Source organism: Agrobacterium salinitolerans, assembly GCF_027498475.1.
Lineage (GTDB): Bacteria > Pseudomonadota > Alphaproteobacteria > Rhizobiales > Rhizobiaceae > Agrobacterium > Agrobacterium salinitolerans.
Map to the genome: position 1 here is coordinate 283111 of NZ_JAPZLN010000001.1, position 13023 is coordinate 296133.

The following is a 13023-nucleotide window of genomic DNA, read 5'->3' on the forward strand; positions in this document are numbered from 1 at the left end:
CGTCATTCCATCGGTAATCTGGGCTGTCCCCGCAGTTGCCGTCAGGGACGGCTACTGCGAGTCCCGCGGTTTATTTTCTCTGGTTGCCGGCAAAAGCCGCCGTCACACCGAGACCGATATAGACGAAACCGCTAACCCAACGTTCAGCGCTGAGATAAACCGGGCTGCGCTTCAGCCAGTTGCCGGCCGTTCCCGCCACAAGGGCATATGTCCCATCCGTCAAAACGCCGATCACCGTGTAGAGAATGCCGAGAAAAGCGATCTGCATTGCCACATGGCCCCTTCCGACCTCAACGAACTGCGGCAGGAAAGCCAGAAAGAACAAGGCCGTCTTCGGATTGAGGAGGTTGACGATGAAGCCCTCGCGAAAGATGCGCATGCGGCTGCGCGTCGGCAAACCGCCCTCGATATCGGGAATGTCCGACGAGCCGAAGAGCTTTTTGAGGCCAAGCCAGATCAGATAGGCCGCACCGGCATATTTCACCACGCTGAAGGCGAGCGCAGACGAGGCGAGCAGCGCCGACAATCCGACAGCGGCAGCGACGACATGAACGAGTGTCGCCGTATGGATGCCAAGGATTGAAACAAGACCGGCGGAACGACCCTGTTCGACCGAGCGTGCGAAGATATAAAGGACTGCGGGGCCGGGCACGAGAAGCAGCACCAGCGTGGCGCTGACGAACAGGCCGAGATTGGCGGCACTTGGAATTACCAGATCCATGATTGTCTCCCATCGTTCTCACCACTCTAGCGCTAATATCGGGCCGCGTTCAAGGTGAATCGAATCCGCTTCCGAGCCACCCTGCACGGCGCTCTCTGGAATGGGCGTGACAGCCGCATTTGGTCATTCAAAGCGACGCGTGCCGCAATGGAGACATGCGCTTTTATCTTCGGCAGACCCTCTTCCGTCCCGCTTCCGGCCTTTGGCCAGCGCCGTCTCCCCTCCCCGCAAGTCTGACGCAAGATTAGCCCCGTAGGTTCGGGGCATACGAGATGGAGAAGTCTATGCAACCGATTCAACTGTTCGAACTGGCATCCCGCCAAGCGGAATGGCTGAGCGTGCGGCAGGAAGTCGTGGCGACCAACATCGCCAACGCCAACACACCCAAGTTCCACGCCAAGGATGTCAGCCCTTTCGAAGCGGTCATGCAGGCCACCAGCCAGCAAGTCGGCATGGCGAGGACCAACCCTGCCCACTTCGGCGAGAGCACCCTCAGCGACAATATCGCAGTGCGCGACAACCCGATCAACAACGAGATCGGCATGCAGGAGTCCGGCAATTCCGTCGCGCTCGCTGAAGAAATGACCAAGACCGGCGAGATCAAGCGGCAGTACGAGCTGAACGCCAATCTCGTCAAATCCTTCCATCGCATGATGCTGATGACGGTTAAGAGGTAAGCCATGGATCCCTTGAGTGCGGCGAGCAAGATCGCCGGCAGCGGTCTCGAAGTGCAGTCCACGCGCCTGCGCATTGTTTCGGAAAACATTGCCAACGCCAGATCCACCGGCGACACCCCCGGCGCCGACCCCTATCGCCGCAAGACCGTCACCTTCGGGTCCGAGCTCGACCGCGTCAGCGGCGTAGAGCGCGTGACGGTGAAGAAGCTCGGCGTCGACCGTGGCGATTTCATCAACGAATACGACCCCGGCAACCCGGCCGCAGACAGCAACGGCATGGTGAAGATGCCCAACGTCAACATCCTGATTGAAATGGCGGACATGCGCGAAGCCAACCGCAGCTACGACGCCAACCTTCAGGTCATCCGCCAGACGCGCGACCTCGTCGCCTCCACAATCGACCTTCTGAAGGCATCGCAATGATCGACGGTATCAAGCAAGTCAGTTCCCTTTCGCTCACCCGCGGCGCAAGCGGTATTTCCTCGCTGACGGAAAGCGTTTTCGGCAGCGAGCAGACGACGCCCGCCCAGCAGACGGGCGCAAGCTTCGCCAGCGTTCTCGGCAATATATCGCTGGATGCGATGAACAATCTGAAGAAGGCGGAAGTCGCTTCCTTCGAAGGCATTCAGGGCAAGGCGAACACGCGTGAAGTGGTCGATGCCATGCTTTCGGCCGAACAGTCGCTGCAGACCGCCATCGCGCTCCGAGACAAGATCGTGTCGGCCTATCTCGACATTACCAAAATGCAGATCTAGCCCACAGGAATATTGACATGAGAGCTCTTGCCATCGCTGCCACCGGTATGGACGCCCAGCAGACCAATCTGGAAGTCATTGCCAACAACATCGCCAACATCAACACCACCGGCTACAAGCGCGCGCGTGCGGAGTTCACCGACCTTCTTTACCAGACCGAGCGCATGCAGGGCGTGCCGAACCGCGCCAACCAGGCGATCGTGCCCGAGGGCGCCAATATCGGCCTCGGCGTACAGACCTCGGCCGTGCGCAACATCCACACCCAGGGCAATCTGATCGAGACCGGCAACAAGCTGGACGTCGCGATCATCGGCCAGGGCTGGTTCCAGATCGAGGCGGCCGACGGTTCGACGCTTTACAGCCGCGCAGGCGCCTTCAACAAGAATGCCGACGGTAATCTGGTGACGGTCGACGGCTATAACGTCATCCCGAACATCAATATCCCGACGGACGCGCAGGACATCACCGTGACCCGCACGGGTCAGGTCACGGCCCGCATCGGCAATGCCACCGATTTCACCGAACTCGGCCAGCTGACCATCGCCAACTTCGCCAATGAAGCAGGCCTGAAGCCGCTGGGCGACAACCTCTTCGCCCAGACGCCGGCCTCCGGCGACGCGGTCGTCGGCGTGCCTGATGATCCGAGCTACGGCTACATCAAGCAATCCTACCTCGAAGGCTCGAACGTCGACGCCGTCAAGGAAATCACCGATCTGATCACGGCGCAGCGCGCCTACGAGATGAATTCCAAGGTCATCACCACCGCTGACGAAATGGCTTCGATTGTCAGCAAGAACCTGAAGTAAGAACGGAAAGGCAGGCGAACATGAGGTTTGGCCGGAAACATAGCAGCAGCAGAACGGCGCTCGTCCGTATGTGCCTTGCGTCTGCCTTTTCGCTGGGGGCGCTTGCCCCCGCCCTTGCACAGGCGCCGATGGCGCTGGTCCCGACGCGCACCATCTATCCGGGCGAGACCATCTCGCCTGACCAGGTGAAGCCTGTCGAAGTGACCAATCCCAATATTTCCTCGGGTTATGCGAGCGATATCAGCGAAGTGGAAGGCATGATCTCCAAGCAGACCCTGCTTCCCGGCCGCACGATCCCCGTTGCCGCCTTGCGCGAACCGTCGCTCGTCACGCGCGGCACCAGCGTCAAACTCGTCTTCACAATCGGCAATATGACGCTGATGGCTTCGGGGACGCCGATGACCGATGGCTCGCTCGGCGAAGTCGTGCGGGTACGCAACATCGATTCCGGCGTGATGGTCAGCGGCACGGTCATGAGGGACGGAACCATTCAGGTGATGGCGAAATGAGAGTGCTTCGTATCCTGGCCGCGGCCGTTCTGTTTTCGGCCCAACCTTTCCTCTCGCTGCCCGCAGCCCATGCGGATACATCCCGTATCAAGGATATCGCATCGCTGCAGGCCGGGCGCGACAACCAGCTGATCGGCTACGGTCTCGTGGTCGGCCTGCAGGGCACGGGCGACAGCCTGCGCTCCTCGCCGTTTACCGAACAATCCATGCGCGCGATGCTGCAAAACCTCGGCATCACCACGCAGGGCGGCCAGTCGAACGCCAAGAACATCGCCGCCGTGATGGTGACAACCAATCTGCCACCCTTCGCCAGCCCCGGCAGCCGTGTCGACGTGACAGTCAGCTCGCTGGGCGACGCCTCGTCGCTGCGCGGCGGCACGCTCATCATGACCTCGCTTTCGGGCGCAGACGGCCAGATTTACGCGGTCGCGCAGGGTGCGCTGATCGTCAACGGCTTTTCCGCACAGGGCGATGCCGCGACGCTGACGCAGGGCGTCACCACCTCCGCCCGCGTGCCGAACGGTGCGATCATCGAGCGCGAACTGCCGTCCAAGTTCAAGGACTCGGTCAATCTGGTCCTTCAGCTGCGCAACCCGGACTTCTCGACGGCCGTGCGGGTCGCGGATGTCGTCAACGCCTTTGCCCGCGCCCGTTACGGAGATGGCATCGCCGAGCCGCGCGATTCGCAGGAAATCGCGGTGCAGAAGCCGCGCACCGCTGATCTGACGCGACTGATGGCGGAAATCGAAAATTTGACGGTCGAGACGGATACGCCTGCCAAGGTCGTCATCAACGAACGTACCGGCACCATCGTCATCGGTGCGGATGTGCGCATTTCCCGCGTCGCCGTCAGCTACGGAACGCTGACCGTGCAGGTGACGGAATCGCCGCAGGTCATCCAGCCGGCGCCATTTTCGCGCGGCCAGACAGCCGTGCAGCCGCAGACGGATATCATGGCCATGCAGGAAGGCAGCAAGGTCGCCATCGTCGAAGGTCCCGACCTTCGCACACTGGTTGCCGGTCTCAACAGCATCGGGCTCAAGGCGGACGGTATCATCGCCATTCTGCAAGGCATCAAATCCGCTGGTGCCCTTCAGGCGGAGCTTGTGCTGCAATGATGGAACATCAGAAGAAAAACATATTCCCGAATGGCCTTACTCGCTTCGCGGCCGTCGCCTCGCTGCTATTCCTTCTGCCGGCCGCTGGCGCGGAAAGCCAACAGAATGTGGTGTCCGAACTCAGCACGCAGGATGAAATCCAGAAATTCTGCACCAACATCGCCGATGCGGCCCGCGACCAGCGTTATCTTATGCAGAAGCAGGAGCTGGAAAAGCTGCAGTCCGACGTCAATGAGCGCATTGCCGTGCTGGAAGACCGCAAGGCGGAATATGAGGACTGGCTGGCGCGCCGCGAACATTTTCTCGCCCAGGCGAAAGCCAATCTTGTTGATGTCTACAAGACGATGAAGCCGGATGCCGCAGCACCCCAGCTCGAAAAGATGCATGTGGAGATCGCCGCCGCCATCATCATGCAGCTGCCGCCGCGCCAATCCGGCCTGATCCTCAGCGAAATGGATGCGGCGAAAGCCGCAACCGTCGCCGGCATCATGTCGCAGGCAACCGACAAAAACACTTCGAAGGATCCTTCATGACCGCGCGTCGTCTTCCGGCCCTCCTCCTGCCGCTCGCTCTGCTTGCCGGCTGCCAGAACAACCAGACCCTGAAGGAAATCGGCAACGCGCCCGCGATGAGCCCGATCGGCAGCGGCCTGCAATTCAGCCAGACACCGCAGATGGGCATGTATCCCAAGCAGCCGAAGCACATGGCCAGCGGCTATTCGCTGTGGAGCGACAGCCAGGGTGCGCTGTTCAAGGACCTTCGCGCGCTCAACATCGGCGACATTCTGACCGTCAACATCCAGATCAATGACAAGGCCGATTTCGACAATGAGACCGAGCGCAACCGCACCAATGCCAGCGGCCTGAACTGGAAGGCCAAGGCCGAAATCTTCGGCTGGACCCCGGAAGCGGACTCGAGCATCAAATACGGCTCCGACACCGACACCCAGGCGAAGGGCAAGACCAAGCGTTCCGAAAAGCTGACGCTGCTGGTGGCCGCCGTGGTGACCGGCATTCTGGAAAACGGCAACCTCATCATCAGCGGCTCGCAGGAAGTGCGCGTGAACCACGAAATCCGCATCCTCAACGTCGGCGGTATCGTCCGGCCGCAGGATGTCGACGCCCAGAACATGATCTCCTACGAGCGTATCGCCGAAGCACGAATCTCCTATGGCGGCCGCGGACGTCTGACGGAAGTGCAACAGCCCCCGGTCGGGCAACAGGTCGTCGACCTGTTCTCGCCGCTCTGACGCCGGTACACGGGAACGGACTGACCCATGGAAAACGAACAGGTAGAGGGCAAGAAAAAATCCTCCCCTCTGGTCATGACCATCGCAGGCGTTGCCATCCTCACCCTGGTCGGTGCGGGCGGCGGCTGGCTCGTGGGCGGCATGATCGCGCCGAAGATCGCCGGCGCGGAGGCCCATGCCACGGCCGCTGCCGGCGGGCACGGTGAAAAAAAGGACGAGGGCATCGAGAAAATCTCGGCTGAGGCGAACGGCATCGTCCAGCTCGATCCCATCACCACCAACCTCGCCTATCCCTCGACGAACTGGGTGCGGCTGGAAGTGGCGCTGATGTTCAAGGGGCCGGTCGAGGTGGGGCTTGCGGAAGATATACACCAGGATATTCTCGCCTATGTCCGGACCGTTTCCCTTCAGCAGCTCGAAGGCCCGCGCGGCTTTCAATATCTTAAGGATGACATTCAGGAACGAGTTGACCTGCGCTCTCAAGGGCGCGTATCCAAGGTCATGTTCCGGACCTTTGTCATCGAATGATTCGATTTCTTGTAACCATCGCCGTCCTTCTCGCTTTGCCGGGCCTTGCCAGTGCCCAGCAATTCCCGTCCGATCTGTTCAACACGCAGATAGACGGCTCCGTCGCGGCGTGGATCATCCGCACCTTCGGCCTGCTGACGGTTCTGTCCGTCGCGCCGGGCATCCTGATCATGGTCACGAGCTTTCCGCGCTTCGTGATCGCCTTCTCGATCCTCAGATCCGGCATGGGACTGGCTTCGACCCCTTCCAACATGATCCTGCTGTCGATGGCGATGTTCATGACCTTCTACGTCATGTCGCCCACCTTCGACAAAGCCTGGACCGACGGCGTACAGCCGCTTCTGCAGAACCAGATCAACGAACAGCAGGCCGTGCAGCGCATCGCGGAGCCCTTCCGTACTTTCATGAACGCCAATACGCGTGACAAGGATCTGAAGCTGTTCGTGGACATCGCCCGCGAGCGCGGACAAGAAGTGATGACCGACAATGTCGTCGACTACCGCGTGCTGGTTCCGGCCTTCATGCTGTCGGAAATCCGGCGCGGTTTCGAGATCGGCTTCCTCATCATCCTGCCGTTTCTGGTCATCGATCTGATCGTCGCCACCATCACCATGGCAATGGGCATGATGATGCTGCCGCCCACCTCCATCTCCCTGCCGTTCAAGATCTTGTTCTTCGTGCTGATCGACGGCTGGAACCTGCTTGTCGGCAGCCTCGTCAGATCGTTCAACTGACGGCCTTTGTGCCGGATTGACACCCGTTAACCCTGTTTTTTAACCCCGCAGCCCAACGGCAGCGGGGTTTTCGCATTTTGATGCTTTGTTTACCATTTTCACTAGGGCCTGAGTAACTATATTTATAAACAGAAAAATCACCATTTAACTAAATAACTCAGTAACCATAAGTATTTTCCAGTATTTCTTGGCGCCCAAATTAATAATTGCGCAATTTTTCGCTGCGAAATTCCAATCACACGCAGCGGGTTTGGTTTCCGAAACTAAGAATTTCTGAACCGAGTGGCATGAAGCCGAAACGTTGCGACCGGTAATACCAAGTCCGGAATGTCCCCACTCCAGTATTTCGTAAAAACAAGGGACACATTTATTATGGCAAGCATTCTCACCAATGTCGGCGCAACCGCCGCTCTCCAGACTCTCCGCTCGATTGCTTCCAACATGGAAGACACGCAGGGCCGCATCTCCTCCGGTCTGCGCGTCGGCTCGGCTACCGACAACGCTGCTTACTGGTCGATCGCAACGACCATGCGTTCGGACAATGAAGCTCTTGGTGCCGTTCAGGACGCCCTCGGCCTCGGCGCTGCGAAAGTAGACACGGCCTATGCAGGCATGGAAGCTGCTATCGACGTCGTGAAGGAAATCAAGAACAAATACGTTGCCGCCAGCGAACAGACTGCGGACCGCGGCAAGATCCAGGAAGAAATCACCCAGTTGAAGTCGCAGCTTATTTCGATCGCGGAAAGCGGTTCGTTCAACGGCGAAAACTGGCTGCTCAATGATCTCAGCTCCGCGAACAAAACCGTGGTTTCCGGCTTCGTCCGCGCTGCTGACGGCACGACGTCCGTTAAGACGACGGCTTATACACTTTCGGCAACCAACGTACTGTTCGAAGCTGCTGCCGGCACCGGCGGTATTCTGGGCGCCACCTACGCTCTGGCGAACATGGACGCGACGACGACCGATGCAACCGTCGCAACCAACCTCAGCACCGTCGAAGCCGCTCTGAAGGCGATGACCAGCGCTGGCGCCAAGCTCGGCTCTGTTTCCATGCGTATCGACCTGCAGCAGGACTTCGCAACGAAGCTCTCCGACTCCCTCGAAAAGGGCATTGGCCGCCTCGTCGACGCCGACATGAACGAAGAGTCCACCAAGCTGAAGGCTCTGCAGACGCAGCAGCAGCTGGCAATCCAGGCTCTGTCGATCGCCAACAGCGACTCGCAGAACATCCTGTCGCTCTTCCGCTAAGAGCCGAGCTTCTCATAGCCCTTCGGGGCTGGGGGATCCATTTCTTCCCATAAGCAAACGGGGGCTGACCGAACGCGGATTGGGATAGAAAGCATAAAGGTCCGAAAGGCTGAATCGGACTGAATGCATCCACGAGGCCGCATCCGGAAACGGATGCGGCCTTATCTTTTTCTTAAACTTTCGGGGATACGCGCGCGTGCGCGCGAGAGTTGCAATTTTAAATTTTCCGGAGATGAATTTCTTTCCACGCTTATCAATTCATTAACCAAACCCGCGTTACCTAATGCACATCGAAACGGCGAGCTAACGTTAAAAATCAGCCAGTTAGCAGGCATGATGCTGTACGCCGTTCCCGGTGAAACCGGAATGTCCCTTCTTTAATCAGCCATTCAAGGGGCACACTACTATGACGAGCATTATCACGAATGTCGCAGCAATGTCTGCGCTCCAGACCCTGCGCTCTATCGGCCAGAACATGGAATCCACCCAGGCACGCGTTTCCTCCGGCCTTCGCGTTGGCGAAGCTGCGGACAATGCTGCTTACTGGTCGATCGCGACCACCATGCGCTCCGACAACATGGCGCTTTCCTCGGTTTCCGACGCTCTCGGCCTCGGCGCCGCCAAGGTAGACACCGCTTCTGCCGGTATGGAATCGGCAATCGAAGTCGTGAAGGAAATCAAGGCAAAGCTGGTCACGGCAACGGAAGAAGGCGTCGACCGCACCAAGGTTCAGGAAGAAATCGGCCAGCTCCAGAAGCAGCTCGCATCGATCGCACAGGGCGCATCCTTCTACGGCGAAAACTGGCTGGTAGGCGCTTCGACCCTCGGCGCAGCAACACCCGGCACGGCCCCGGACAAGTCGGTCGTTGCCGGCTTCGTTCGCTCCACCGGTGGCGCCGTTAACGTCACGACCACGAAATACGCCCTCGACAGCACCGCTACCGGCAATACGCTCTTCGGCTCGGTCGACTCGGCAGGCGTCCCCGACACGACCGGCATTCTCGGCACGACCGGAACATTCACAACTGTTGCCGCCCAGTCCGTCTACACGCTTGATATCACCCAGTATGCAGCCGCAGACCGCGCCACCAACATGGCCGAAGCCTTGACGCTGGTTGAAAACTCGCTCAAGGCAATGACGAGCGCTGCAGCAAAGCTCGGTTCGCTCTCCATGCGTATCGGCCTGCAGGAAGATTTCGCTTCCAAGCTGTCCGACTCCATCGACAAGGGCGTCGGCCGCCTCGTGGACGCTGACATGAACGAAGAGTCCACCCGCCTCAAGGCTCTGCAGACCCAGCAGCAGCTCGGCGTTCAGGCTCTCTCGATCGCCAACAGCAACTCCGAAAGCATCCTGTCGCTCTTCCGTTAATCGAAGACCGAAAGCGAAAAAATCAACCGCGCCGAAAGGCGCGGTTTTTGTTTGTCCAATTGCCCCGAAAAATTAAGAGATTTCTAGATTAAGAGTTCATTAACCAAATCACGGCTAAATCAGCGCATCGAAACGACTCGTTAACCAAGACGAAAAAGAGGTTAACAGGCATCACGCCGCTCAGTCGTTTCCGGCGATCCCGGAATGTCCCTTCCCATTTAGCCAGCTCAGAGGGGCAATTATGACAAGCATTATCACGAATGTCGCCGCCATGTCGGCGCTTCAAACCCTGCGCGCAATAAGCGGCCAGCTCGAAGAAACCCAATCCCGTGTCTCTTCGGGCCTGCGGGTAAAATCGGCCTCCGATAACGCCGCCTATTGGTCGATCGCGACGACCATGCGTTCCGATAACATGGCTCTGTCCGCCGTTCAGGATGCGCTGGGGCTTGGCGCCGCCAAGGTCGATGTCGCTTATTCCGCGATGGAAAGCACCGTCGAAGTCGTCAAGGAAATCAAGTCGAAAATCGTCGCGGCAACCGAAGAGGGTGTCGACAAGACCAAAATCCAGGAAGAAATCGACCAGCTGAAAAAACAGCTCGAATCGATTGCACAGGGTGCATCTTTCAGTGGCGAAAACTGGCTGCTGGGCACCGGCGCCAAGACCGTCGTTTCCGGTTTTGTGCGCGATGGCGCCGGCACCGTCAGCGTCACGAAAACGGACTATACGCTTGTCGACACCACCGCCGGCACAACAACCGCCAATGTGCTTTTCGGCCTGACCGGCTCGCCCGCAACGCTTGACACGACAAAGGGCATCATCGGCCAGCCCGGCACGGCGTCCGGCATTTCCGTATGGAATATCGATCTCAAGCTCTTCAATTCTGCAACGCCGCCGACCTACACTATCGGGAACCTTCTCACCGATGTCGAAACGGCATTTCAGTCGATCAGCAGCGCATCCGCCGCTCTCGGTTCCATCAAGATGCGCATCGGCCTGCAGGAAGACTTCGTCTCAAAACTCACCGACTCCATCGACAAGGGCATCGGCCGTCTCGTCGATGCGGACATGAACGAAGAATCCACCAAGCTCAAGGCTCTTCAGACACAGCAGCAGCTTGGCATCCAGTCGCTCTCCATCGCCAATACCAGTTCCGAAAATATCCTGTCGCTATTCCGCCAGTAAGCGGCGCCCGTTGGCTACGGGCGGTTTCGTCCCGCTCTGGCAGCAACAGAATATTCGGATGTGGAAACCGCGCTTCGCAAGGGGCGCGGTTTTCCGTTTGCCGCAAACTGCGTGGCACACGCATGGATCATGCAGCCGCAGGCGACACAGGTTCAACAACCATGTAAACATTTGAAACTTTGGAGAGAAATGGTGCTGCTAGAGAGATTTGAACTCTCGGCCTCTCCCTTACCAAGGGAGTGCTCTACCCCTGAGCTATAGCAGCATCCGGTGCCGAAGCATTTGCTTCAGCATCAAGCGTGGCGGCCTATTGCCATAGGTTTTTGACGAGCGCAAGTCGCAAAACGATATTCTTCATCAAGCGGGGCAAAAAAGCGTGCCCCCTGTTGAAAAATGCATTTTTCAGATATTGCTCATTCTATGAACGAACATCATGACAAACAGGCAAAGGCAGCGGTTTCCGCCGGTGCTTCCGCGGAGGCATCCGCCCCGGTGACCGATGGCAAGCTTCAGGCGGGGCCGGGCGAAAAGGCGCGACAGCGCGAGGCGGAGCGCAAGGCGCGCGCGGCCAAGAAGCTTCGTGAAAATCTTTTGAAGCGCAAACAGCAGGTTCGTGCGCGCCGCGCAGGCGAAGAAGACGAGACGATTGGCCTGCCTGCCGCAAAAACGGACGAATCATCCTCATAGAGAATTCACCAGCATAAAATTGAAACGCCGCGGAAACTGGTCTAAGGACACGCCTTTCCGCAAGGCACGATAGAAAGGCGGGCACAGGCCCGTAGGGACGCATGGATCGCATCAGAATTACGGGTGGCAACAAGCTCAACGGCGTCATCCCCATCTCCGGCGCAAAAAACGCCGCCTTGCCGTTGATGATCGCATCGCTTCTGACCAGCGATACGCTGACGCTCGAAAACGTCCCGCATCTGGCTGACGTGGAGCAGCTCATCCGCATTCTCGGCAATCACGGCGTGGATATTTCAGTCAACGGTCGCCGCGAAAGCCAGGGCGAGGCCTATTCCCGCACTGTGCATTTCACCTGCCGCACCATTGTCGATACCACCGCACCTTACGAGCTGGTGTCCAAGATGCGCGCAAGCTTCTGGGTCATCGGCCCGCTTCTGGCACGTGAGGGCCGCGCCCGCGTTTCGCTGCCCGGCGGCTGCGCCATCGGCACGCGCCCGGTCGACCTGTTCATTGAGGGCCTGCAGGCGCTCGGCGCAACGATGGAGATCGATGGCGGCTACATCAACGCCACCGCTCCCAAGGGCGGCCTGATCGGCGCTGTCTATACCTTCCCGAAAGTTTCCGTCGGCGCGACACATGTGATGCTGATGGCGGCAAGCCTTGCCCGCGGCACCACCGTCATCCACAACGCCGCGCGCGAGCCGGAAGTGGTCGATCTGGCCCAGTGCCTGATCGCCATGGGTGCGAAGATCGAAGGCGCCGGCACCTCCACCATCACCATCGAAGGCGTTACCTCTCTCTCCGGCGCGCGCCATCGCGTTCTGCCGGATCGTATCGAAACCGGCACCTATGCCATGGCGGTGGCAATGACCGGCGGTGACGTGGTGCTGGAAGGCACGCGCGCAGCGCTGCTGGACAACGCGCTCGACACGCTCAGGCTTGCAGGCGCCACGATCAGCGAGACGGAGACCGGCCTTCGCGTCGTGCGCAACGGCAACGGCATCCAGCCGGTCGATATCGTCACCGAACCTTTCCCCGGCTTCCCCACCGACCTGCAGGCACAGTTCATGGCGCTGATGACCCGTTCGCAGGGCGTCTCCCACATCACCGAAACCATCTTTGAAAACCGCTTCATGCATGTGCAGGAACTCGCCCGTCTCGGTGCGAAGATTTCGCTTTCCGGCCAGATGGCCCGCATCGAAGGCGTCTCCCGCCTGAAGGGCGCGCCTGTCATGGCGACCGACCTGCGCGCTTCCGTATCGCTGGTCATTGCCGGCCTCGTGGCGGAAGGCGAAACCATGGTGTCGCGCGTCTACCACCTGGATCGCGGCTTCGAACGCCTTGAGGAAAAGCTCAACCGCTGCGGTGCGCTGGTCGAACGCGTCAGCGATTGATCCTGTCTTCGCCGCTCATCCGTTTTCTACCCGTTGCAGAGTGGG

Annotated in this window: 15 protein-coding genes, 1 tRNA gene and 1 pseudogene; 15 read left to right on the forward strand and 2 right to left on the reverse strand. The window is 59.2% G+C overall.

Going from position 1 to position 13023, the window contains the following annotated elements:
* Nucleotides 1–70: 70 nt before the first annotated feature.
* The gene (locus O9X91_RS01305; RefSeq protein ID WP_077983408.1) at nucleotides 71–721 is read right to left on the reverse strand and encodes a LysE family translocator; all 651 of its coding nucleotides are present in this window, start codon (nucleotides 719–721) and stop codon (nucleotides 71–73) included.
* Nucleotides 722–1005: 284 nt separating this feature from the next.
* Here O9X91_RS01305 and flgB point away from each other — a divergent pair, with 284 nt between their 5' ends.
* From flgB to O9X91_RS01370, 13 genes and pseudogenes are all read left to right on the forward strand, one after another.
* Nucleotides 1006–1398 (forward strand): flagellar basal body rod protein FlgB, encoded by a 393-nt coding sequence (gene flgB / locus O9X91_RS01310; protein WP_077983438.1) that lies wholly within the window; start codon nucleotides 1006–1008, stop codon nucleotides 1396–1398.
* A gap of 3 nt (nucleotides 1399–1401) precedes the next feature.
* Nucleotides 1402–1821, forward strand: coding sequence for a flagellar basal body rod protein FlgC (gene flgC, locus O9X91_RS01315; protein ID WP_065114841.1), 420 nt, complete (start codon nucleotides 1402–1404; stop codon nucleotides 1819–1821).
* Nucleotides 1818–2153, forward strand: a complete 336-nt coding sequence (gene fliE, locus O9X91_RS01320) for a flagellar hook-basal body complex protein FliE (RefSeq protein WP_142912753.1) — start codon at nucleotides 1818–1820, stop codon at nucleotides 2151–2153. The genes flgC and fliE overlap by 4 nt, the downstream gene beginning before the upstream one ends.
* Before the next feature lie 17 nt (nucleotides 2154–2170).
* Nucleotides 2171–2959 carry a flagellar basal-body rod protein FlgG gene (gene flgG, locus O9X91_RS01325; RefSeq protein ID WP_077983409.1) on the forward strand — a complete coding sequence of 263 codons (789 nt, stop codon included), beginning with the start codon at nucleotides 2171–2173 and terminating at the stop codon, nucleotides 2957–2959.
* 20 nt (nucleotides 2960–2979) lie between these two features.
* Nucleotides 2980–3468 carry a flagellar basal body P-ring formation chaperone FlgA gene (flgA, locus tag O9X91_RS01330; protein WP_080791378.1) on the forward strand — a complete coding sequence of 163 codons (489 nt, stop codon included), beginning with the start codon at nucleotides 2980–2982 and terminating at the stop codon, nucleotides 3466–3468.
* 65 nt (nucleotides 3469–3533) lie between these two features.
* Nucleotides 3534–4586, forward strand: a pseudogene (locus tag O9X91_RS01335) (flagellar basal body P-ring protein FlgI); the annotation flags it as partial.
* A complete protein-coding gene (locus O9X91_RS01340) occupies nucleotides 4583–5119 on the forward strand; it encodes a MotE family protein (RefSeq protein ID WP_077983412.1) in 537 nt (178 codons plus the stop codon). The pseudogene O9X91_RS01335 and the gene O9X91_RS01340, both read left to right, overlap by 4 nt.
* Nucleotides 5116–5835, forward strand: coding sequence for a flagellar basal body L-ring protein FlgH (gene flgH, locus O9X91_RS01345; protein ID WP_077983413.1), 720 nt, complete (start codon nucleotides 5116–5118; stop codon nucleotides 5833–5835). Before O9X91_RS01340 ends, flgH begins: the two co-directional genes overlap by 4 nt.
* Before the next feature lie 27 nt (nucleotides 5836–5862).
* Entirely contained in the window at nucleotides 5863–6363 is a 501-nt protein-coding gene (locus O9X91_RS01350) for a flagellar basal body-associated FliL family protein (protein WP_077983414.1), read from the forward strand.
* On the forward strand, nucleotides 6360–7097 hold the full coding sequence (gene fliP / locus O9X91_RS01355) for a flagellar type III secretion system pore protein FliP (RefSeq protein WP_059760555.1): 738 nt from the start codon (nucleotides 6360–6362) through the stop codon (nucleotides 7095–7097). Before O9X91_RS01350 ends, fliP begins: the two co-directional genes overlap by 4 nt.
* A gap of 372 nt (nucleotides 7098–7469) precedes the next feature.
* Nucleotides 7470–8345, forward strand: a complete 876-nt coding sequence (locus O9X91_RS01360) for a flagellin N-terminal helical domain-containing protein (protein WP_077983415.1) — start codon at nucleotides 7470–7472, stop codon at nucleotides 8343–8345.
* A 406-nt stretch (nucleotides 8346–8751) separates the two neighbouring features.
* The gene (locus O9X91_RS01365) at nucleotides 8752–9714 is read left to right on the forward strand and encodes a flagellin N-terminal helical domain-containing protein (RefSeq protein ID WP_142912751.1); all 963 of its coding nucleotides are present in this window, start codon (nucleotides 8752–8754) and stop codon (nucleotides 9712–9714) included.
* Nucleotides 9715–9955: 241 nt separating this feature from the next.
* A complete protein-coding gene (locus O9X91_RS01370; protein ID WP_077985423.1) occupies nucleotides 9956–10897 on the forward strand; it encodes a flagellin N-terminal helical domain-containing protein in 942 nt (313 codons plus the stop codon).
* A 190-nt stretch (nucleotides 10898–11087) separates the two neighbouring features.
* Here the strand turns inward: O9X91_RS01370 and O9X91_RS01375 are convergent.
* Nucleotides 11088–11162, reverse strand: a tRNA-Thr gene (locus O9X91_RS01375).
* Between the two features lie 155 nt (nucleotides 11163–11317).
* On the opposite strand from O9X91_RS01375, the gene O9X91_RS01380 reads away from it, so the two are divergent.
* Complete coding sequence (locus O9X91_RS01380) at nucleotides 11318–11584, forward strand: hypothetical protein (protein WP_142912719.1); 267 nt, start codon at nucleotides 11318–11320, stop codon at nucleotides 11582–11584.
* A 101-nt stretch (nucleotides 11585–11685) separates the two neighbouring features.
* Entirely contained in the window at nucleotides 11686–12978 is a 1293-nt protein-coding gene (gene murA / locus O9X91_RS01385) for a UDP-N-acetylglucosamine 1-carboxyvinyltransferase (RefSeq protein ID WP_077985421.1), read from the forward strand.
* The last annotated feature ends 45 nt before the right edge of the window (nucleotides 12979–13023 follow it).

Coding starts and splice junctions, on each gene's coding strand:
- O9X91_RS01305 (WP_077983408.1), bottom strand. CDS start 721: ATGGATCTGGTAATTCCAAGTGCCGCCAATCTCGGCCTGTTCGTCAGC.
- flgB (WP_077983438.1), top strand. CDS start 1,006: ATGCAACCGATTCAACTGTTCGAACTGGCATCCCGCCAAGCGGAATGG.
- flgC (WP_065114841.1), top strand. CDS start 1,402: ATGGATCCCTTGAGTGCGGCGAGCAAGATCGCCGGCAGCGGTCTCGAA.
- fliE (WP_142912753.1), top strand. CDS start 1,818: ATGATCGACGGTATCAAGCAAGTCAGTTCCCTTTCGCTCACCCGCGGC.
- flgG (WP_077983409.1), top strand. CDS start 2,171: ATGAGAGCTCTTGCCATCGCTGCCACCGGTATGGACGCCCAGCAGACC.
- flgA (WP_080791378.1), top strand. CDS start 2,980: ATGAGGTTTGGCCGGAAACATAGCAGCAGCAGAACGGCGCTCGTCCGT.
- O9X91_RS01340 (WP_077983412.1), top strand. CDS start 4,583: ATGATGGAACATCAGAAGAAAAACATATTCCCGAATGGCCTTACTCGC.
- flgH (WP_077983413.1), top strand. CDS start 5,116: ATGACCGCGCGTCGTCTTCCGGCCCTCCTCCTGCCGCTCGCTCTGCTT.
- O9X91_RS01350 (WP_077983414.1), top strand. CDS start 5,863: ATGGAAAACGAACAGGTAGAGGGCAAGAAAAAATCCTCCCCTCTGGTC.
- fliP (WP_059760555.1), top strand. CDS start 6,360: ATGATTCGATTTCTTGTAACCATCGCCGTCCTTCTCGCTTTGCCGGGC.
- O9X91_RS01360 (WP_077983415.1), top strand. CDS start 7,470: ATGGCAAGCATTCTCACCAATGTCGGCGCAACCGCCGCTCTCCAGACT.
- O9X91_RS01365 (WP_142912751.1), top strand. CDS start 8,752: ATGACGAGCATTATCACGAATGTCGCAGCAATGTCTGCGCTCCAGACC.
- O9X91_RS01370 (WP_077985423.1), top strand. CDS start 9,956: ATGACAAGCATTATCACGAATGTCGCCGCCATGTCGGCGCTTCAAACC.
- O9X91_RS01380 (WP_142912719.1), top strand. CDS start 11,318: ATGAACGAACATCATGACAAACAGGCAAAGGCAGCGGTTTCCGCCGGT.
- murA (WP_077985421.1), top strand. CDS start 11,686: ATGGATCGCATCAGAATTACGGGTGGCAACAAGCTCAACGGCGTCATC.